This is a genomic window from Acidobacteriota bacterium, from assembly GCA_030697165.1.
In the GTDB taxonomy this organism is placed as follows: domain Bacteria; phylum Acidobacteriota; class Vicinamibacteria; order Vicinamibacterales; family UBA2999; genus 12-FULL-67-14b.
Genome location: JAUYQQ010000010.1, coordinates 279608 through 301111, shown reverse-complemented (window position 1 = coordinate 301111; position 21504 = coordinate 279608). Strand labels below are relative to the sequence as shown.

Genomic DNA, 21504 nt, shown 5'->3' with positions numbered 1-21504 from the left:
CAGAGCCCTATTTCTTTCGCCGCGTCAGCATTTCGTGCGCCGCCTCGGAAATGGCCACCACTGCCGGGTGCTTCAGCCGCCGTTCCACCGAGATCGCGAAATAGCGTTCGCGCACGTTGTCGAGCCGGCCGACCGGCACCACGCCGTACTGGCGGCTCACTTCCTTCTCGATCACCGTCGGCGCCACGAACAGCCCGGCGCCGGCCTGCCCGAACGTGGTCAGCAGCGCGCTGTCGTCCAGCTCGGCGACAATCTGCGGACGAATGCCTTGCTGATCGAACCAGTGGTCGAGCGTGCGGCGCAGCGTCTTACCGTCGGTTGGCAGCAGGAACGGGGCCGCGTCGAGCGACTGCGGGAAGTTCTTGCGGCGCGCGGCGGCCAGCTTGGCGGTGCCGAAGACCGTCACCGTGGTTTCGCCAAGCGGGTGACTGAACGCCTTGACCTTGACCGTCGGCGAAATCGGCGTGTCGGCGATCACCAGGTCAAGGGCGTGGGTTGCCAGATCGGTCAGCAGGCGCTCGGACGCGCCGTCGCGGCAGACAATCTGGACGGCCGGCGTCAGCCGCAACGCCGGTTCGAGCAGGCGGTACGCGATGATCTTGGTGACCTCATCGGCCACCCCCACCTGGAAGCGCACCGGTCGTCCGGTGGGCCGGTCCTTCAGCGTGTCCATCAGCTCGCGGCCGATCGAGAAGATGTCGTCGGCGTAGCGATAGACGACGTGGCCGATCTCGGTCAGCACGAGATTACGGCCGGCGCGTTGAAAGAGCTTCTCGCCGAGCTGATGTTCGAGCGCGCGGATTTGCCCGCTGATGGTGGGCTGCGCGAGGCGCAGCTCCTCACTCGCGCGCGCGATGGTGCCCTGTCGCGCGACGGTCCAAAAGTACAGCAGGTGGTGGTAGTTCAACCACTCCATCGGCCCTACGATATACTTTCTGTTTCCGTTATGTCGGACAAACCACTGGTAGCAGTCATCATGGGCTCCACTTCCGACTGGGACACCATGTCCCACGCCGTGGAGATCCTCGAACGCTTCGGCGTGCCCTTCGAAAAAGCAGTCGTGTCCGCGCATCGGACGCCGGTGTGGATGGCCGAGTTCGCCCAGGGCGCCGAGGCCCGCGGCATCCAGGTGATCATCGCCGGCGCCGGCGGCGCCGCGCACCTGCCCGGCATGGTGGCGTCGCACACCGTGCTGCCCGTGCTGGGTGTGCCCGTGACCAGCGTGGCGCTGCAGGGGCTCGACTCGCTGCTGTCGATCGTGCAAATGCCCGGCGGCATCCCGGTGGGCACGCTCGCCATCGGCAAGCCCGGCGCCATCAACGCCGGCCTGCTCGCCGTCGGCATTTTGTCGCTGACTCGGCCCGAGCTGCGGGAACGGCTGCGCACCTTCCGCGCCGAGCAGACCACCAGGGTCCGCCAGGACGCGCTTCCGTGAACCGCATCGTGCTGCCCGGCGCCACGATTGGCGTGCTCGGCAGCGGACAGCTGGGCCGCATGCTGGCGCTCGAGGCCCGGCGCATGGGCTACCGGGTGCATACGCTGTCGCCCGGCGTCGATACGCCCACCGGCCAGGTGGCCGACCTCGAAGTCAGCGCGGAGTACGACGACCTCGAGGCCATTCGCGCGTTCGCCCGCGGCGTCGACGTGATGACGTTCGAGTTCGAGAACGTCTCGACCGATGCGGCCGATGCGGCGGCGGAGCTGGTGACGGTGCGGCCGAGCGGCTCGGCGCTGCACATCACGCAACAGCGCGCGCGCGAAAAAGGATTCCTGGCCGATCGCGGCTATCCGGTCACGCCGTTTGCGAAGGCGCAATCACTCGATGAGCTCGCGGTCGGCCTCGGCCTGGTCCGCCTCCCGGCAATTGTGAAGACCGCCGCCTTCGGCTACGACGGCAAGGGCCAGCACCGCGTCGATCGCATTGAAGACGGCGATCGCGTGTGGGGCCTGATTGGGCACCAGGAAGCCATCATCGAGAGCCTCGTCGACTTCACCCACGAGATCTCGGTGGTGGCGGCTCGTGGCCTCGACGGCGAGTTCGCCCACTACGGCGCGATCGAGAACATCCACCGCAATCACATTCTCGACCTGTCGGTGAGCCCGGCCCGGGTGCCGAAGGCGCTGGCCGACGAAGCCGTGCACCTGGCGCATCGCGTGCTGGATGACCTGGCCTACGTGGGCGTGCTGTGCGTGGAGTACTTCGTCACCCGCGACGGCGGCCTGCTGGTCAACGAGATCGCGCCGCGGCCGCACAACTCCGGTCACCTCACGATTGATGCCTGCGTGACGTCGCAGTTCGAACAACAGGTGCGCGCGGTGTGCGGGTTGTCGCTCGGCGACACCGCGCAGGTGAAGCCGGCGGCGATGGTCAACCTGCTGGGCGACCTGTGGGCGGACGGCGAGCCGGACTGGGCCGCGGCGCTCGCCGTGCCCGACGTGAAGCTGCACCTGTACGGCAAGGTTGATCCGCGCGTCGGCCGCAAGATGGGCCACATCACCGCGCTCGGTGATTCGGTGGACGAAGCCGCCGCCAAAGCCCTGGCGGCCCGCGACGTGCTCTGCTGATTGCCAATCCCGACACTGGTGTCCTCCCGACAAAAAGTGCCCTCCCGACAAGCGACTCCATCCCGGCTAGAATCAGCGTCGTGATCCGCTTCGGTCCGTTTCAGATCGACCCGCGGACGTGGACGTTGGCCCGCGAGGGTCAACCGATCGATCTGTCGCCTCGCCTCGTCGAGATCCTCGGCCATCTGTCGACCCGTGACGGCCAGATCGTCACGAAAGACGAACTGCTCGAGCGCTTCTGGCCGGGCGTCAACATCAGCGACAACACCTTGACGCGGGCGGTGGCCGACATCCGAAAGGCGCTCGGTGATTCGGCGGCGGCGCCCGTCTACGTGCAAACGCTCGCGCGGCGCGGTTATCGTTTCGTGGCCTCTGCACCCGCCCTACCCGCCTCACCCGTCCTACCCGCCGACGAGGATCCGTTCCAGGCGTGGGAGCAGGGACGCCTGGCGCTGGAGTCGCTGGATCTGTCGCGACTGGATCAGGCGATCTTCGCGTTCGAGCGCGCGGTCACCAACCTGCCGTCCTATGCACCGGCGCACGCCGGGCTCGCCAACGCCTATTTGTTGCGGTTTGAAACCACGCGGTTCAGCAACACCCCCGACCGCGAGATGCTCGAGCGCGCGCTGACCGCGGCACGGCGGGCGTGCGCGGCCGATCCCAGGCAGGGCGAGGGGTGGGCGGTGCTCGGCTACCTGCTGGCGGCCGCCGGACAGGTGGCCGAGGGGCAGGCGGCCGCGCGTCGCGCGACCGCGCTCGAACCCGGCAACTGGCGGCACCATTTCCGCCTCGGTTACGTCACGTGGGGAGAGGAACGGCTGCGCGCCGCCGACCGCATTCTCGAGTTGATGCCGGCGTTCGCGCCCGCGCGCATGTTGTCGGCCATGGTGTTCGTGGCGCGCGGCGCGCTGGCGCGTGCCGAACAGGAAGCCGCGCGCGGCGCCGAGATTCAACGCGGCAGCGCGGGGGCCGGGACGCCGATTCCGGCGGCCGGGCTGCACTGGTTGCGCGGGCTCATCATGTCCGCGCGCGGCGAACGCGACGAGGCCCTCCGGTGCTTCGACGAAGAGATTGCGGCCGGGACCGGTGGCCAGGTTTACGGCCGCGAGTTCATCGCCAACGCACGGGTGGCGGCGGGATTCGTGTTGATCGAGCGAGGCGACGCGCAGGGCGCAGCGGCGCATTTCCATCAGGTCCTGGCCGACACCCCGCGTCACGCGCGGGCCACGCTGGGTCTGCAGGCCACCCGCCTGCTGACCAAGGAGCTGCGCGCGCCGGACGAGGCCATGGGCGCCGTTCACACCACGACCGACGAACTGACCCAGAGCGGCCGCCAGGTCGAGGCGTCGCTGGTCGAGGCGGGCGAGCGCTGCGTCCTCGGCCGCGCCACCGAAGCCGTGGACGTGCTCGACCGAATGCTGACGCTGGCGCCGGTCGGCCCGGCGGGCTGGATCATCCCCGTGGACCCCATGCTCGCCGCCGTCCGTTATGTCCCCGGAAGGGCCGTGATTCTGGCAAAACTGGCGGCGCGCGCCTCCTGACTCAGGCTTTCTCACCTCCAACTCATCCTCCCGTCAGGACTCGGCGGCCGATCAGCCGCCACCATGACTGCGGAGGCTGTGATGCTTGGTCCGATTCTCGCGGTGGTCATCGTCGTGCTGTCGGCTACCTCGGTGGGGGCGCAAATGCCAGTGAACGCGTCACCGGCCGAGGTCTGGCCCGAGGATTCCAATCCCACTCGATTGTTCTTTGCGCCGACCGGTCGCTCGCTCGGGAAGGGCCAGGCCTACTTCGGCGTCTACGAAGTGCTGTTGCCGTTCGTGCAATACGGCATCACCGATCGCGTGTCGATCGGCGGCGGCACGCCGTTCGTGTTTGGGACGGGCGGGGGTCAGCCATTCTGGGTGACGCCGAAGGTCCAGGTGCTGAAGGCGCGCTCGACGGAAGCCGCGGTGGGCGTCCTGCACTTCGTCAACATGGGCGACGCCAGCGCCGGCATCGCCTACGCGGTGGTCACACAGGGCACCCCGGACGCGGCCGCGACCATCGGCGCCGGCTACGCCTACGCGAGCGAGGATGAGTCACGCGCCGGAGCGCCGGTGGTGATGCTGGGCGCCGAGAAGCGCATTGCGAGGCGCCTGAAGTTCGTGACCGAGAACTACTGGTTCAGCGGCATCGGCATGGCGAGCGGCGGCTTGCGCTTCATGGGCGATCGGCTGTCGGCCGACTTCGGGCTGGTGGCGCCGCTCGGCGGCGAGGTCCGGTTCGTGTTCCCGATGATCAACTTTGTCTTCAAGATGAAGTGACGCGTCAGTCCGCGGAGATCACGAGCCGCGGATTGCTCCGCCAGCGGCCGCGCGTGAAGTCGGGGAAGTCCACCGCGCGGCTGCGGCGGGCCGTCGAGGCCACGCTCAAGCCGACCACGGCGCTCAGCGCCGCGGCGTCGTAGACGTTCATGTCGGTGGTGAGGCCGTTCCTCAAACAGTGAATGAGGCGATGGTCCTCGATGAAGTCCATGCCGCCGTGACCGGCGCCGGCGGCGCGGGCTTCGACCGCCTTCCACAGTGGATGGTCGAATTCGCTGCGGATGGCCGCGGCCTCGACCCACTGGTGCGGCTTGCCGCGTCCTTCGATGTAGACGCGGTTCGGGTAACCCTGGAACATGCCCTTGGTGCCCTGCACCATGTGGATGCGCGAGTACGGCCGCGGCAGGTTGGTGCAGTGCTGCACCATGATGGTCCGGCCGCGCGCGGTCTTGATCAGGCTGGTGTTGACGTCGCCCATCGCAAACCGTTCGCGGCGCTCGGGCGCGCCCTCCGGAAAGTGCTCGCGGGCCCAGTCCTGGAGACCGCGCGACGGTCCGCTCATCGACACCAGGTAGTCGAAGCGATCGCCGCGGTTGATGTCGAGGCAGTTGGCGACCGGGCCCAGGCCGTGCGTCGGATAGAGGTTGCCATCCAGCTTGCGCGACCAGGCGCGCCGCCACAGCCCTTCGTCCTTGTTCTCGAACTTGATCGCCCGCAGGTCGTGCAGGTAGCCGCCCTCGGCGTGTACCACCTCGCCCAGCACGCCCTGCCGGACCATGTTCAGCACCATCATCTCGGGCCGGTCGTAGTTGCAGTTCTCCATCATTACGGCGTGGCGCTTGTGCTTCTCGGCCGATTCGACGAGCGCCCAGCAGTCGTCCACCGTCATGGCCGCCGGCACTTCCGTCGCGGCGTGCTTGCCGGCCTTCATGGCCGCCAGCATCACCGGCACGTGCCACTCCCACGGCGTGGCCGTGAAAACGAGATCGAGCTCTTCGGTTTCGCACAGACGCTCGAAATCCCGGGGGCCCTTCGCATAGACCGCCGGCTGCGGATGGCCCGCGGCGACGATCGCTTTGCTCGCCCACGTGGTGCGCTCGTCACGAACGTCGCAGACTGCGGTGATGCGGCAGCCGGGAATCTTCAGGAAGTTCTCGAGGTGGCTGCCGCCCTGCAGGCCAATGCCGACCATCCCGATGCGCACGAGCTCGATCGGCGGCGCCGCCAGCAGGCCCTCGCGTGCCTGCTCATCAGCCATGTGGCGTCCGCCCTCGTCAATGTGGCGTCCGCCGTCACCGTCAATGTGGTGTCCGCCTTTAGGCGGACCTTCCGCGTTGAGCGAGACGGCACTTGCTGCCGCCGCTCCGCTCAGCTTCAGAAAATCGCGCCGATTCAGGTCGCTCATCAACTATCTCAGTGGCGTCAGCATCACGGTCGACACGGCCGGGCCGGGCAGAAACGGCGAGGCCTCGCCGTTCAGCCACGCGCGATACTGATCCCCGTAGTGGGGCGACAACGGATGCCCGCTTTGGCCGGTGGGAATGTGCAAAATGCCCTCGTGCTCGCGGCCGGGTGAGACCACCATGCGCTGCGACGGCCCGGTGCGCGGCGACTGCGCGCGCGGCGTGTAAAGATCGCCCGGCAGCGGATCGCCCGGCATGTTCAGGTAGCGCCCGAACAAGGGAATGCCCGAGGCCAGCGGATGTACGAACTGCGCGCGATTGGCCTCGCCCCAGGTGCGGTCGGCGAGGCGTGCGCCCTCGGACGTCAGCTCGGCAATCGCGACGTCCACCGACGCGAGCATCCAGTCCTCCCACGACGGGTACTTCGGCGCCAGCAGGTGCGCCGGCCGTTCGCTGACGAGCTGCCACACCGGCCCCTCGCCCCGCAACGAGCGCGAGTAGTCGAAGGCCGGATCGATTGCGGTGGCGGGCGCGGTCAACGTGGTCATCACTTCGCGCACGAACACGGTGCGGAAGTGGCGCACCAGCCGATACGCGGCCGAATCTCGCGAGGCGCGGCCGGTCCAGGTCGCTTCGACCAGCCGCTTGAACTCGGCGCGCGGTCCCGTGGTCTGCCGCGCGAGCAGCTTCAGCACCAGCGTCCGCCAGCGCTCGAGATAAAGCGCCTTGTCTTCGAGTTGGATCGAGAGCATGTCGATGGGCGTGGCCTTGCCGAGCGTCAGCAGGCGATCGCGAATCAACCGGGCGCGAATGCCGTCGGCGTAGCCGCCCTCGCCGAGCACCGCCAGCCGCTCGCCATCGACAACCGGCGCGTTCGCCGTCCAGATGCGGCCGGCCGGCGGATCGACAATGCGGGGGAAGTCGGTGGCGGCGAGGTAGCCGTCCCAGCGGCGAGTGCCGTCGGCCCACGATTCCGGCGTCACCCCGTCGAGCCCGACCCGCTTGGGAATGGCGCCGCCGATCGTCCACGCGATGCGACCGGTGTCGTCGCCCATCGTCACGTTCTGGTTGGGCATGCCGAGGCCGGCGATCGCGGCCAGCAACTCGTCAACCGTGTGTGCGCGCTCGGGCGCCAGGATGTTGGATGAGAGCAGCGTTGGGTCGTGCGCCACCCAGTGCTGCGCGTACTCGCGACCGCGCGCGTCGGTCCAGACAATCGGCCCCCACATCGTCCAGCGCACGGCAACCGTGACCGCGTCACCGCCCTTGACCGCAATGGTTTCCTGGAACACGTCGAAGGGCTTCGGGCCATCGGGGGTGAGGTACTTGCCGGCATCGCGCGGATCCGGTTCAATGCGAACCAGGTCGCTCCAGTCGCCGCCGGTATTCGTAAAGCCCCAGGCGACGTGGCCGTTGCTGCCGACGACCAGGCTCGGCAGTCCGGGCAGCGTAAGGCCGGTGACCCTGTGCGGCGCGCCGCGGGAATCGGGAAACGCCATCGACGCGCGATACCAGAGGATCGGCACGCCGATCGACAGGTGCATGTCGTTGGCGACCAGCGCCGCGCCCGATGCCGTGTGCGTGCCATCAACCGCCCAGTTGTTGCTGCCGAGGATCGCGTCCTCATCGGCATTGGGGTTGACTCGTTGTGGCGTGGCCCGCGCGTGGGTCTTGCGAAGGTCAAAGACATCGGGTCCGGGAACCGGCGGCCGCGGCAAGGGTCCGCCGTCCACGGGCGCGTCCCACTCCGACCCGACGGCCGAGAGAAAGCGATACAGCGGTTCAGGCAGCGCATCGCGCATGGCGCCGATGGTCTGCTCGAACTGCGCCTGCCGTCCCTGCAGCGTGTTGAACATGGCCAGCACGGTGAGAATGGTGTCTTCGGGCCGCCACGGTTCCGGCGTCGCGCGCAGCACCAGGTACTCGGGTGGCGCCGCACCGAGTGCCTGCAGCCCGGCGTTGACACCTGCGGCGTAGGCCTCGAGCACCGCGCGATACGCCGGCTCCGTGCCCTCGAACGCGCGACCGGCGACGTCGCGCAGCCGGTGACGCCGCGACTCCTGATCAACGGCAAGGGCGCGCCGCCCGACGAGCGCCGACAGCTCGCCGGCCGGCTGGCGGCGCTGCAAATCCATCTGGAAGAAGCGATCCTGGGCGTGGACGAAGCCGAGCGCGCGGGCCACATCCTCTCGTGAGTCGCCGACGATGGTGGGGACGCCGAGCGAGTCGCGGTCGATGCGGACGGGAGCATCCAGCCCGGCAATGGCCGCTTCGCCGCTGACCATGGGCAGGCTGGCCCGCATCCGCGCCCGCGCGTAGATGCCGCCGGCGACCACCAGGAGGACGAACAGGATCAGCGTCGCGATCAGGAGGCGAAGCAGTCGTCGCACGTGCTGATATTACATCCGGGGGCCTGACCCCCATTTCCACCAAATGGTGTATTGGGGACAGGCATCCCATCACCAACCGTCTCACCAGCCCAGGTCGGGCTATCATCCGCCACATGAGAGCGGTCGTCATTGGCGGGACACAGTTCATGGGGCGCGAGATCGTCCGGCGCCTGGTCGCGAACGGGCACGACGTCTCGGTGCTGCACCGGCGCGATCAGCACGATCTCGGGCCGGAGGTTCAAAACCTGCAAGCCGATCGCGCCGATCTGGCCAGGGTGTCAGACCTGCTGACCCGCGGGCGCTTCGAGGCGGTATTCGACCTGGCGTACGACTGGCAGCATGGCACGACCGCCGATCAGGTCGAGGCCGCGGCGCGAGCGTGCGGCGATCAACTTCAGCGCTACATCTTCATGTCGAGCGTGGCTGCCTATGGCCCCGGGCTCGATCATCGCGAGGCTGACCCACTGGTGCCGGACGATGTGCCGAATCCGTATGCGCAGCACAAGGCGTCGGCCGAACGCCGGCTGTTCGGCTTGCACGCCCAGTCGGGGTTCCCAGTGACGACCATTCGACCCGTTTTCGTTCACGGACCTGGCCAGCCGTTCTATCGCGAGCAGTTCTTCTGGGATCGCCTGCTCGACGGGCGTCCGATCGTCCTTCCCGATGCCGGGTTGGCGGCCACGCAGTGGGTGTTCGTGGCCGACGTCGCCGAAGCGTGCGTGCGTGCCATGGCACGGCCCGAGGCCGCCGGGCAGGCCTTCAACCTTGGCCATGTCGAGCCGATGACCCAGCGCACTTTCGTCGAGTCGTTGGCGCGGGTGGCCGGGCGCGAGCCCGAACTGGTGAGCGTGCCGAGGGCCGCGATAGCGTCGGCGGGAGGACAACTGGTGGGCGGGAACCTGTATTTTGGCGAGTTCCTCGATCTGCCCCCGCACACCGTGAACGTCGACAAAGCCCGTCAACTGCTGGGCATCGTCCCGACGCCAATGGAGAGGGCATTGCAGTTGGGCTTTGAGTGGTACACCCCACAGCCGCGGCGGCCGTCGGACTACGCCTTCGAAGACCGCCTGCTCAGCGCGGTGTGATTCGACTGACCCCAATCCACTAAATTGTGAAAATGGGGGTCAGACCCCAAGCCACCATTCTGATCGCAAGCGGCGGATCGCGGGGGCGGCGGCACTGGCGTAACTTCGCTCCATGATGCAGCATGAACAAAACAGGGTGCCTACGGTGCCTATGGTGCCTGGGGTGCCTGTAGTGCGAATGCCAATAGTGCCAACGGCGCCAGCTGGCGGACTCGACCCGAGATGGAAACCGCTGGCCGCGCGCGACGTCAGGGCCGACGGCAGCTTCGTCTACGGCGTCACTTCCACAGGGATCTACTGCCGACCGAGCTGCCCGAGCCGTCGGCCCCGCGCGGACCGGGTGCGGTTTTTCGATACGACCGCCGACGCGCGCCAGGCCGGGTTCCGCGCCTGCAAGCGCTGTCGGCCCGATACCATCGGACTGATGCAGCCGGGCGTCGAGGCAGTGCGCCGCGCATCCGCGTACCTCGCATCGCACGCCGATCAGCAAGTGACCCTGGGGCAGCTCGCGCGGGTCGCGGCCATGAGTCCCCATCACTTGCAGCGCCGCTTCAAGGCGATGGTCGGCCTGTCGCCGCGCGAGTTCCAGGCGGCGGTGCGGGCCGGCAAGCTGCGCGCGAGCCTGCGCGATGGCCGCGATGTGACCACCGCCATCTACGAAGCCGGTTACGGTTCGCCCAGCCGCGTGTACGAGGCCGCGCCCACCGGCAAGGGCATGACGCCCTCACGCTATCGCCGTGGCGGCGCCGGCCTGGTCGTCGGCTACTCGACGGTGTCCGGTCCGCTCGGCCACGTGCTGGTGGCGGCCACGGCGGATGGCGTGTGCGCGGTCAAGCTCGGTGATTCGGAGTCTGCCCTGGTTCGCGACTTGAGGCGCGAGTACCCAGCCGCCGACATTCGCGCGAACCTGCAGCCCCGCACGGACTGGGTGAAGGCCATCGTTCAGCACCTGCGCGGCACGCAACCGTCGCTCGACCTGCCCATCGACGTGCAGGCCACGGCCTTCCAGTGGAAGGTCTGGCGGGCCTTGCAGCGGATCCCGTACGGCGAGACGCGCGCCTATTCGGAGGTGGCCACGGCGATCGGCCAACCCAAGGCGGCCAGGGCGGTGGCCCGCGCCTGCGCCACCAATCCCGTCTGCCTCGTCGTGCCATGCCACCGCGTCGTCCCCGCGACCAGTGGTACGGGCGGGTATCGTTGGGGAGCCCAGCGCAAAGCCAGGCTGCTCGCGGCCGAGAGCAAGCGCGCGAAACGGGGGTGAGGCTGCGCATAATTGCGCATTTTCACCGGTTCCCGACTCCCGACTCCCGGCTCCCGGTTAGAATCCCTGCGTGCCCTCAACTCGCTATGGCATCTCCCCGTGGCTGGATGCCGTTCTCGTAAAGAAGCGGCCCGAGTTTCCGGCGTTTCGCGGCGTCATCACTCATCCGGTCGTGGTCATCGGCGGCGGCATGGCTGGAGCCATGGTGGCCCAGGCGTGCGCCGCGGCTGGCATGAAGGTGATCCTGCTCGAAGCCGGACGCGTCGGCCAGGGCGGCAGCGGCCGGGCCACGGGACTGATTTCGAGCGAAGCCAGCGGATCGTATAGCGCCCTCGAAGCGCGGGCGGGCAAGCGGGCGTCGCGAGCCCTGTTCGAACATACGGAGAAGGCACCGCGCGAGCTGGCGGCCGCCGTCAAGCGCCTGGGCATCAAGGCAGGCCTCGAGTTGCGAGACGCCATTCGCGTGCTGCCGCAGGGCGCGTCCGACAAGCCGCTGCAGCGCGAGCTGGCCGCGCGCAAGCAAGCGGGGCTGACCGCCGCCTGGATGTCGCCCGCCATGGTGCTGCGCCAGACGGCGCTGATGTCGGCCGGCGCCGTCAAGCTGCCCGACTGGGGATTTGTCGATCCCTACAAGCTCACGCTCGGCTTCTTGTCGGCTGCGATCAAGAAGGGCGTCAAGGTCTACGAACGGTCGCGCATCACCAGGATCACCTTCAATCGCAAGAACGCGACGGCCTTTCTCGATGGCGGCGCCATCACGACCGAAAACCTGATCATCTGCATCGGCGAGCCGACCAGCCTGTTCAAGCCGCTCAAGCGCCACTTGAAGCACGAGGACCGCTATGCCGTGCTGACCGAGCCACTGCCGGCCGCCGTACGCGCCGAACTGGGGCAGCAGGCCGCGCTCCTGACCGACACCGAGGCGCCGCCACACCAGCTGTGGTTTACCGCCGACCATCGGGCGCTCTTCACCGGCGCCGACCAGAAGCGGCCAGCCGATCGCCTGCGCACCCAGACGCTCGTCCAGCGCACCGGCCAGCTGATGTACGAACTGACACGCCTCTACCCGGCGATTTCGGGAGCGAGACCCTCGCATGGCTGGGACGTGCCGTTGGCCCACCCCGTGGACGACGTGCTGTATGCGGGGGCGCACCGGAACTTTCCGCACCAGCAGTTCGCCTTCGGCACCTCGCACGATCCGGCCCGCGCATTCCTGGCCAGCCGCATCATCCTACGGGCGGTGCAGGGAAAGCCCGATAAGGAGGACGTGCACTTTTCGTTCGCCCGAAATCTCTAGATTTCAAAGAAGGACCCATGGCGGAGTCAGGCATTTTTCGCATCAATCCCCTGCAGGGCTGGCAACGCGACGCCATCTTGAAGGCGGCCCAGATGATCCGCGATCGATTCGGCAACCCGCCGGTCGATCCAGTGGCGAAGCAGGCCCACGACGGCCTGCTCGAAGTACTGGATCCGGCGCGCCGCACGGTCAGGCTGCAGCGTGAGATGAGTGAAGCCACGCGCAAGGCCGCGCTCACCGAGCGGGCCGAACGCCGGGCCCGCGAGCGCCGCGCCAGCGACCGCCGCAAGTCCAACCTGGGTCCGCCCCCGGGAGGGCCGGACCGCCGCAAGGGCGACCGTCGGGCGGGCGAGCGGCGCAGCCGCCGATAACCAGCTCTGCGCCGAAAACCAGCTCTGCGCAGAAACTGCCCAGGCATCCGGTACCCGGATGTCATTAGTTGCATCAAATCCCCATGTAACCGTGCCAGGCCCCGGGCGGGTCTATACTGGCTTTTGTCACGTTGTTGTTACTTTTTTGGAGGCGTAACTCCCCATGCTTCGCACCATCACCGCGTTCGTCCTGAGCCTGGCACTCGTGTCGCCGGCTCTCGCGCAGTCCACGGCCATTAACGGCACCATTGAAGGCACGGTCAGCGACGATCAAGGGGCCGTGTTGCCCGGCGTCACCATCACCGTGTCGAACCTCGACACCGGCGACAATCGCGTCGTCATCACCAACGAGCGCGGCTTGTATCGCGCGCCGCTGCTGTCGCTTGGCACCTACCGCGTCGTGGCCGAGCTGCAGGGGTTCAAGAAGTTCGAGCAGACCGGCGTGTCGCTGCGCGCCGGCCAGACCGCGGTGATTGACGTCCGCCTCACGGTGGGCGCGATCGCCGAAACCGTCATGGTGACGGCCGATGCGCCGCTGATTGACCTGGCCAAGATCGAGCAGGGCCGCACGCTGAGCGAGGAAGAAATCAAGACCTTGCCGCTGACCTCGCGCAACCCCTACAACTTCGCGCTGTTGCAGCCGGGCGTGGTGGGTTTTGAAACCAACGAATTCGGTGTGCCCCGCATCACGGCCAATGGCGCGCTGCTGCGCGTGAACTACCAGGTGGACGGCAGCAACAACACCCAGAAGGATCGCGCCGGCCTGCGGCAGATGCCGATGTCGGAAGTGATGATCCGCGAAGTGAAGGTCGTGACCAGCGGCTACGCGCCGGAGTTCGGCCAGACCATGGGCATGGTCTACAACGCGATCACGCCGTCGGGCACCAACACCTTCAAGGGCCAGGGTAGCTACCGCCTGCAGCGCCAGTCGATGGTCGAGAAGCCGTTTTTTACCGCCGCCACGGCGCCCAAGCCGCCGACCGACGTCAACGTGTACACGTTCGATCTGGGTGGACCGGTGGTCAAGGACAAGACGCACTTCTTTGGCGGCTACGAGCACACTGAGCGCGACCTTTCTGGCCTGAGCGTGATCACCATCTCGCCGGCCAACCAGGCGCTGCTCGGGCTCAACGAGCCGGCCTACATGCCGCGCGGCCTGAACACCGAGTTCGCGATTGGCAAGATCGATCACCAGATCAACTCGGCCAACCGCCTCTCGGTGCGCTACATGTTCTTCGACAACTTCATCACCGCCAACGTCGGCGGCGGCCTGGTGTCGGTGCAACGCGCCAACGACTTCGCCGATCGCCAGCACTCGACGGCCGGCCAGCTGATCTCGACCATCGGGTCGAACATGCTCAACGAGTTGCGCGTCCAGTATGCGACCCGCGCCCAGAGCCGCGTCGCCAACGCGCAGTCGGGCACCGGCCCGGCCATCAACGTGACCGGTGTCGCCAACTTCGGCGGCTCGGTGGCCGCCACCTCCGACGTCGGCTTCGGTTTCACGCAGAACGTGATGCAGGTCAATAACAGCACGACGTTGCTGCGTGGCAACCACGCCTTCAAGGCGGGCTTCGACCTGCAGTGGGTCGCCGATACTCGCCAGGCGGGCGCGGCCCAGCTCTACACCTTCCCGAACGCGGCTGCGTACCTCGCCGCCCAGAGCGGCGTGAACCGGTTCGGCTACACCAGCTTCACGCAGTACTTCGGTTTGCCCGGCCTCGAATACAACACGGCGCAGTACGGTCTCTTCATCCAGGACGACTGGCGCGTCACCCCGGACCTCAAGGTGCTCTACGGCGTGCGCTACGACCTCTACGGCGTGCCCGACGGGGATCCCAATGCGCCGATCCTGACCTCGCGCGAGTTCCCGACCTCGACCAACAACTTCGCGCCGCGCGTCGGCATGGCCTGGAGCCTTGGCAGCGACAAGAAGACCGTCGTCCGCGCCAACACCGGCATCATGTATGACCAGACGCTCAACGCCATCTACGAGCAGGCGCTGGCCAACAACGGCACGAACGCCCGCGCGTCGGCATCATTTACCCCGACCCAGGCGGGTGCCCCGGCGTTCCCGCAGGTGCTGAGCGCCGGCGCCGGCGCGACGCCCAACCTGGCGTGGACCGTGGACCCCGACTTCAAGGTCGCCCGCTCGTGGCAGAACAACGTGCAGATCGAACGGGGCCTCGGCGATCACTACTCGATCGGCGTCGGTGCGTCCTACGTGACCGGCTACAACCTGCCGGTGGTCACCAACATCAACCTGATCAACCCGACCGGCACCACCTCGGACGGCCTGCCGGTGTTCGCCACCGCCGTCAACGCCGGCACTCGTGTCGATCCCCGCTACAACGTGATCAACAGCGTGCAGTCGCCCGGCGACTCGACCTACAAGAACATGACGCTGCAGTTCACCCGCCGCACTTACAAGGGCATTGGCTTCGATGTGGCCTACACGCTGGGCAAGAGCGAAGACAACGCGCCGATCACCGGCCAGCTGTCGGTGCAGGGCGACGCCGGCCGCACCGACGTGACCAACCTCGATCGCGACTTGGGGCCCAACATCCTCGACCAGCGCCACACCTTCGTGGCCAGCATTGTCGCGATGCCGACGTTCGAGATGGGCGGCATTGGCGGCGCCATCCTGAACAACAACGTGTTCGGCCTGGCGATCCAGATGGCAAGCGGCATCCCGGTGAATTTGCGCAGCAACCGCGAATTGAACAACGACGGCACGGCGAGCGATCGGCCCTCGGGCGTTGCCCGCAACTCGCTGACCTTGCCCTCGCGCAAGAACGTCGACTTCCGCTACTCGCGCAAGGTCCGCATCAGCAACGCGATGGCGGCGGAAGTGATTGCCGAAGTGAAGAACCTGTTCAACACTGAGCAGGTGTCGAGCGTCAACGCGACGGTTCCGACCGACTTGCTCGGCGTGCCAACCGGCACCCTGCCGACGTCGGGCAAGGATCTGACGCCGACCGGTGGCTACGAACAGCGCCAATTCCAGCTCGGGTTCAAGTTCACGTTCTAGTTTGTTGATCGTAGGGGCGGGCTTTAGCCCGCCCAGTTTTCTGGGGGCGCACTGAAGTGCGCCCCTACGTTTTCATGGCTATGCGTAAAACAACTCTCCTTTTCGCCGTTCTTCTTGCAACCACTTCAGCCCACTCGACCGCCCAGCACCAGCTGGTGCCCGTGTCGCAGCTGAAGGGCGCGCCGGCGCTGGAACTGGCGTTGCGCAAGCTCGACACCGTGGGCAACTTCATGATGACCACGGCCCACCCGGACGATGAGAACAACGCGATGCTGGCGTATTTCGCCCACGGCCAGGGCTTCCGGACGTCGCTCGTGACGGCCACGCACGGTGAAGGCGGGCAGAACGAGATTGGTCCCGAGCTGTTCGAGGCGCTGGCGGTGCTACGCACCGAGGAACTGGCGGCGGCGCATCGGTTCGACGGCGCCGACCAGTACTTCACGCGCGCGATCGACTTCGGCTATTCGTTCAGCATTGAAGAGACCTACGAGAAGTGGGGTCACCAGGAGATTCTTGGCGACTACGTCCGCATGATCCGCACGATTCGCCCCGACGTAATCGTCGGCTTCGTGTTCGATGGCGATGGCGGCGGCCAGCATCACCAGGCTTCGTCCAGGCTGACGCTCGAAGCGTTCCGCGCGGCGGCTGACCCCGCGAAGTTCCCCGAGCAGATCACGGAAGGGCTGCGCGCGTGGCAGCCGAAGAAGTTCTATTACACGGCGGGCTTCGGAGGGCCGCCGGGTGGGGCTGGTAGGGCTGGTGGGGCTGGTCAGGCCGCAACGCCGGCGACGATGGTTGAGGCCCCGGCGCCGCTGCAGTTCACGGGTGGCGACGTGTGGGATCCTGTCATCGGCCGCACCTATAACGAGCTCGGCGGCGAAGCGCGCAGCATGCACAAGTGCCAGGGCATGTCGCAGCTGCTGCCGTTGCCCGCGCCGACCGGTGGCGGCGGCGGCCCGATGGGACCCGGCGGCATTCGCAACTACCGCCTGCGCGACACGGTGCTCGAGGGCGGCGTCGCGCGGACGGATCGGCAAATGTTCGACGGCGTCGACACCAGCCTCCGCAGCCTGCTGTCCTTTGCCCCTGGGGCGCCGGCTGAACTCGGTGCCGGACTCGATCGCATCAGCGCCGCGGTTGCCGAGGCGCGGCAGGCCATGGCGGCCGGTGGCGAGAATGCGACTGTCGCGCCGCTGACGCGCGGCCTGAAGGCGCTGCGCGATGTGCGCGCGTGGCTGGCGTCCTCGTCGCTCACCGAGAGCGCGAAGTACGAGATCGAGTTCCGTCTCGCCCCGAAGGAGCCGCAGTTCGCCAGGGCCCTGATGTTTGCGACCGACGTCCGCCTCGAAGCCATTGCGCGCGATGGCCTGGTGGTGGCCGGGCAGCCGCTGCTGGTGGACCTGATGGCCGCCAATCGCGGCAAGGTGCCCGTGGAAGTCTCAGTCGTAGCCAACGGGTTCGCAACGACTGCTGAGCCCAGCATCTGCGCGAAGCCCACGAACTTGTTGTCTGGCGGCATCAAGTCGTGTGGCGCTTCGCCGCGAATTCCTCTCGATGCGCGCCTGACCGCCGCGCACTTCCACACCGGCCCCCAGGGCGCGCGTTACGTGTTCGACGAAGACGTGCCGTTCGGCCTGCCGTTCCGGCCGACGCCGTACACCGCCACGTTCAACCTCACGGTGGAGAACACGCCGTTTTCAATCACGCTGCCGATCCAGGCGCGGTCGGATCGCGACATCTTCGCCGGCGAGAAGCGCCAGGAGATTCACGTGGTGCCGGCATTTGCGGTGGCGACGACGCCCGACACGGTGATCGTGCCCTTGAAATCAGCGACCCCGGTTTCCAAGGACGTGCGTGTCACGGTTACGAATCACTCCAAGGGCGCCGCCAAGGCCGAGGTGACCCTCGAAGTGCCCCAGGGCTGGCGCGCATCGCCGGCGACGCAGCCGGTGAGCTTCACGCGTGAAGACGAATCGGTGACCGTGCGCTTCATGTTGCAGCCGCCCGCGCCGGGCGTGCTGGCCGCGGCCGCCATGAAGCCGGGTGGCAACCAGTTCACGGTCAGCGCCGGCGTCCGCAGCCATGATGTGGTGTCCGGCTTCAGCCGGACCTTCACCCAGGGGTACCAGGTGGTGGAGTACCCGCACACGACACGGCGTCACGTGTTGACGCGGCCGCAGGTGGCGGTGAAGGCGCTCGACGTCAACGTCAAGCCGAACCTGAGCCTCGGTTATGTGATGGGCGTTGGCGACGAAGTTCCGGCCGCGCTGGTCCAACTGGGCGTGAAGCTCACCTTCATCGATCCGGAAGAACTGGCCTGGGGCGACCTCGGCCGCTACGACGTGATCATGACCGGCGTGCGCGCTTACGAGCGGCGCGCCGACCTGCGCGCCAACAACCAGCGCCTGCTCGACTACGCGAAGGCGGGCGGTACGGTGATCGTCCAGTACAACAAGTTCGAGTTCAACGAGGCGCAGTACGGGCCGTTCCCGGCCAGGGTCGGCCGCGAGCGGGTGACCGACGAGAATGCCGAGGTCACGGTGCTGGCGCCGCAGCATCCGGTGTTCAACACGCCGAATGCGATCGGCCGCGCCGACTGGACGGGTTGGGTACAGGAACGCGGACTGTATTTCCTGGACGAGGCCGCCCGCGATCCGCAGTACACCGATTTGGTCGAGTTCACCGAGCCCTTCCCGTACAACCAGGGCGTCAAGCGCGGCGCGTTGGTCGAAGCGAAGGTGGGCGAGGGCCGCTGGCTTTACGTCGGCCTCGGCCTGTGGCGCCAGTTGCCCGCGGGCACGGATGGTGCATTCCGCCTCATGGCGAACCTGATCAGCCTGCCGTAGTTGAACAGGAGTTCAAGAGATCAGGAGAGACATTTTCTGTATCTCCTGATCTCCTGTTAAACCCTTGGGCCGGTCGAGGGTTCTAACGCTTCGTTCCTCCCATTCGCAGTCCGGCACGTCGTCTCACAGATTCGTAATCGCAGGACGTTTCCTGAGGGCAGCAGACGCGTAAACGCTATGGTTCTGCTGGTGGCGAACAGCGTAAAGTAGGCACAATGCTCGAGCACATTTTGCGGCGGATGGGGTTTGGGGCCAGTCCCGCCGACCTGGCGTTTTGGCGTGACACGCCGATCGATACGGTGATCGACCGGCTGCTCAACTACGAATCGCAGTCCACCGACCACGACTCGAAGATTGGCCAGGCGGCCTACGTCGGCATCACCACCACGTCGGGGCGCCCGTTTTCGGCCAACACCTCGATCAACGACGCCCGGCAACGCTGGCTGTTCCGGATGATCCACTCGCAGCGCCCGCTCGAAGAGAAGATGGCGCTGTTCTGGCACAACCACTTCGCCACGGCTTACAGCAAGATTGCGGGCGCGGTGGGCCAGGAGCGCGCCACGCGGATGATGGACAACGACCCCAATGACCTGGCGGGCAGCGAGCCGGGGCAGATCCAGAAGTTGCGGCAGCACGCCACCGGCAACTTCCGCGACATGCTGCTGGCCATGTCGCGTGACCCGGCGATGATCTACTGGCTCGACAGCCAACTGAACACCCGGACGCGGCCGCAGGAGAACTTCGGCCGCGAGATCATGGAACTGTTCAGCCTCGGTGTGGGCAACTTCACCGAGGCCGATGTCTACGCCGCTGCACGGGTGTTCACCGGCTTCAACTGGCAGGTCGTCGGCGATCGCAATGACGCGATGACCAGCTTCTACCGCTTCGTCTATCGGCCGAACGATCACGACACCAACGCCAAGGAATTTTCGTTTCCAATCTATCCGGATGGCCGCCGCACCATCCCCGCCCGCGCCGCGGCCGCGGGCGAACAGGACGCGGTGGACCTGGTCAACGCGCTCGCCCGGCATCCGGCGACCGCCAGCCGGCTGGCGACGCGCCTCTACAAGTTCTTCGTCAACGAGACGTCGGAGCCCGATGCGGCGCTGATCAACGCCATGGCGCAGACCTACCTGGCGAACAACTTCAGCATCAAGTCAACGCTGCGCGTCCTGTTCCAGTCGTCGCAGTTCCGCAACCCCGCCAACTTCTTCCAACGCTATTCGTGGCCGGTCGAATTCGTCGTCCGCGCGATCAAGGAAGTGGGCTGGACCGGGTTCTCGGTGAATAGCGCGATCACGCCCCTGACCAATATGGGCCAGCAGCTGTACGAGCCGCCCGACGTCAACGGCTGGGCCACCGGCGCGGAATGGATTTCGACCTCGTCCATGCTCTCGCGCATGAACTTCTCGTCAACGCTCGCGTCGAACCAGCGCTTCAACCTGGCGCGTGATGCGCAACCCTATCGCGCTTCGCCCGACCGGGTGCTCGAGTACATGATTGCGCGTTTCCCGAACATGGGCTTCTCGTCCACCGCCACCGTCGCCATGGGCGACTACCTGCGGTCAACGACGTGGACCGGCACCGACTCGCAGTTGCAAACGAGGGTGCCAGGGCTGACCCGTCTGATCGTCGGGTCCGGCGAGTATCAATTCAACTAGGGGACGCCATGAGTTATTCACGACGACAATTCGTCAAGGGCGGCGTCACCGCATTCACCTTTGGGTTTGCCGCGCCACAGGCGCTGTGCGACATCGCCTTCGCGCAAGGGTCGGCGGCCCGCAACCTGGTGGTGGTCTACCTGAGCGGCGGCAACGATTCGCTGAGCACGGTGATTCCCTATCGCGACCCGAACTACACGACTCGGCGGCCGACCATTGCGGTCCCCGCCGCGAACGTACTGCAGATCGGCTCCGATTCATCGCGCGTCGAGTTGGGGTTGCACCCGCGGCTGACCGGCCTCAAGTCGATCTTCGACGCGGGCCGGCTCGCGATCATCCAACGCACGGGCTATCCGAACCAGAGCCGCTCGCACTTTACCGGGTTCGATATCTGGGGCACGGCCAGCACCAGCAACACCTCGGGCACCGGGTGGCTGGGACGCTATCTCGATCTGCAGCCGACGCCGGTCGATCCACTGGTCGCCTGGAACACGCAGCGCGAGACGCCGCGGCCCTTGATGGCGCGCCTGGTCGGCGTGCCGGCCATTACCAGCCCGGCGAGCTATGCGTTCTCGAGCCCTAACAGCGGCGCCGAAGCCGGCTACGAACGCACCGCGCAAACCCGCATTTCGTCGCACATCCCGGTTAACCGGCCGCACCTCGCGTTCGTGAACTCAACGACGCAGGCGGCGCTCAGTACGCTCGACCGCGTGGCCACGGTCGCGACCTATCGACCGGCCAACACGTATCCCAACAACGGGTTCGGCCAGGCGCTGACCGCCGTGGCCGGCGCCATGAACAAGCAGATCGGCACCAAGGTGTTCTGGGTGCAAACGGGCGGGTTCGACACGCATGCCACGCAGGGCGTCAACCAGGGTGCGTACTTCAATTTGATGGCCACACTCGGCGACGGCTTGAAGGCGTTTTATGACGACCTGAGCTCGCAGGGTTTGCTCGGCAGCACGCTCGTGCTGGTCTACACGGAGTTCGGCCGGCGCATTTCCGAGAACGGCAGCTCGGGCACCGACCACGGCGCCGGTGGCAACATGATGGTGCTCGGCGGCGGCGTACGTGGCGGTATTTACGGTACCGCGCCGAACCTGAACCTCGACCCCGCCAATCCCACGCTCGAAAACAACGCGGGCGACGTGAAACACGAAACCGACTTCCGATCGGTCTACGCCAAGATTCTCGACAGCTGGCTGGGAGCGAACTCGGTCACCGTGCTCGGCGGGGATTACCGATCAGGGGCGCCGAATTTCTTGTAGCCAGTAGCCAGTAGCCAGTA

Annotated in this window: 15 protein-coding genes; 12 read left to right on the top strand and 3 right to left on the bottom strand. The window is 66.9% G+C overall.

What is annotated here, in order from left to right; genetic code table 11:
• Positions 1-7: 7 nt before the first annotated feature.
• Positions 8-916 carry a transcriptional activator NhaR gene (gene nhaR / locus Q8T13_11360; protein MDP3718353.1) on the bottom strand — a complete coding sequence of 303 codons (909 nt, stop codon included), beginning with the start codon at positions 914-916 and terminating at the stop codon, positions 8-10.
• A gap of 60 nt (positions 917-976) precedes the next feature.
• On the opposite strand from nhaR, the gene purE reads away from it, so the two are divergent.
• The 4 genes from purE (at position 977) to Q8T13_11340 (ending at position 4871) form a co-directional block, all read left to right on the top strand.
• Positions 977-1435, top strand: a complete 459-nt coding sequence (gene purE, locus Q8T13_11355) for a 5-(carboxyamino)imidazole ribonucleotide mutase (GenBank protein MDP3718352.1) — start codon at positions 977-979, stop codon at positions 1433-1435.
• Positions 1432-2565, top strand: a complete 1134-nt coding sequence (locus Q8T13_11350; GenBank protein ID MDP3718351.1) for a 5-(carboxyamino)imidazole ribonucleotide synthase — start codon at positions 1432-1434, stop codon at positions 2563-2565. Before purE ends, Q8T13_11350 begins: the two co-directional genes overlap by 4 nt.
• 80 nt (positions 2566-2645) lie before the next feature.
• Positions 2646-4106 carry a winged helix-turn-helix domain-containing protein gene (locus tag Q8T13_11345; GenBank protein MDP3718350.1) on the top strand — a complete coding sequence of 487 codons (1461 nt, stop codon included), beginning with the start codon at positions 2646-2648 and terminating at the stop codon, positions 4104-4106.
• A 63-nt stretch (positions 4107-4169) separates the two neighbouring features.
• Complete coding sequence (locus Q8T13_11340; GenBank protein MDP3718349.1) at positions 4170-4871, top strand: hypothetical protein; 702 nt, start codon at positions 4170-4172, stop codon at positions 4869-4871.
• Between the two features lie 4 nt (positions 4872-4875).
• Here the strand turns inward: Q8T13_11340 and Q8T13_11335 are convergent, their stop codons facing one another.
• Positions 4876-6276 (bottom strand): Gfo/Idh/MocA family oxidoreductase, encoded by a 1401-nt coding sequence (locus tag Q8T13_11335; protein MDP3718348.1) that lies wholly within the window; start codon positions 6274-6276, stop codon positions 4876-4878.
• A gap of 3 nt (positions 6277-6279) precedes the next feature.
• Positions 6280-8664, bottom strand: coding sequence for a penicillin acylase family protein (locus Q8T13_11330; GenBank protein ID MDP3718347.1), 2385 nt, complete (start codon positions 8662-8664; stop codon positions 6280-6282).
• A gap of 113 nt (positions 8665-8777) precedes the next feature.
• Between Q8T13_11330 and Q8T13_11325 the strand changes: the two genes are divergently transcribed.
• From Q8T13_11325 to Q8T13_11290, 8 genes are all read left to right on the top strand, one after another.
• Positions 8778-9749 (top strand): NAD-dependent epimerase/dehydratase family protein, encoded by a 972-nt coding sequence (locus Q8T13_11325; protein MDP3718346.1) that lies wholly within the window; start codon positions 8778-8780, stop codon positions 9747-9749.
• Positions 9750-9927: 178 nt separating this feature from the next.
• Entirely contained in the window at positions 9928-11010 is a 1083-nt protein-coding gene (ada, locus tag Q8T13_11320) for a bifunctional DNA-binding transcriptional regulator/O6-methylguanine-DNA methyltransferase Ada (protein MDP3718345.1), read from the top strand.
• A gap of 70 nt (positions 11011-11080) precedes the next feature.
• The gene (locus tag Q8T13_11315; protein ID MDP3718344.1) at positions 11081-12307 is read left to right on the top strand and encodes an FAD-binding oxidoreductase; all 1227 of its coding nucleotides are present in this window, start codon (positions 11081-11083) and stop codon (positions 12305-12307) included.
• Between the two features lie 17 nt (positions 12308-12324).
• The gene (locus Q8T13_11310) at positions 12325-12678 is read left to right on the top strand and encodes a hypothetical protein (protein MDP3718343.1); all 354 of its coding nucleotides are present in this window, start codon (positions 12325-12327) and stop codon (positions 12676-12678) included.
• Positions 12679-12841: 163 nt separating this feature from the next.
• A complete protein-coding gene (locus tag Q8T13_11305) occupies positions 12842-15709 on the top strand; it encodes a TonB-dependent receptor (GenBank protein MDP3718342.1) in 2868 nt (955 codons plus the stop codon).
• Between the two features lie 80 nt (positions 15710-15789).
• Complete coding sequence (locus tag Q8T13_11300; GenBank protein MDP3718341.1) at positions 15790-18555, top strand: PIG-L family deacetylase; 2766 nt, start codon at positions 15790-15792, stop codon at positions 18553-18555.
• Positions 18556-18770: 215 nt separating this feature from the next.
• The gene (locus tag Q8T13_11295) at positions 18771-20216 is read left to right on the top strand and encodes a DUF1800 domain-containing protein (protein MDP3718340.1); all 1446 of its coding nucleotides are present in this window, start codon (positions 18771-18773) and stop codon (positions 20214-20216) included.
• An 8-nt stretch (positions 20217-20224) separates the two neighbouring features.
• Positions 20225-21484 (top strand): DUF1501 domain-containing protein, encoded by a 1260-nt coding sequence (locus tag Q8T13_11290; GenBank protein MDP3718339.1) that lies wholly within the window; start codon positions 20225-20227, stop codon positions 21482-21484.
• The last annotated feature ends 20 nt before the right edge of the window (positions 21485-21504 follow it).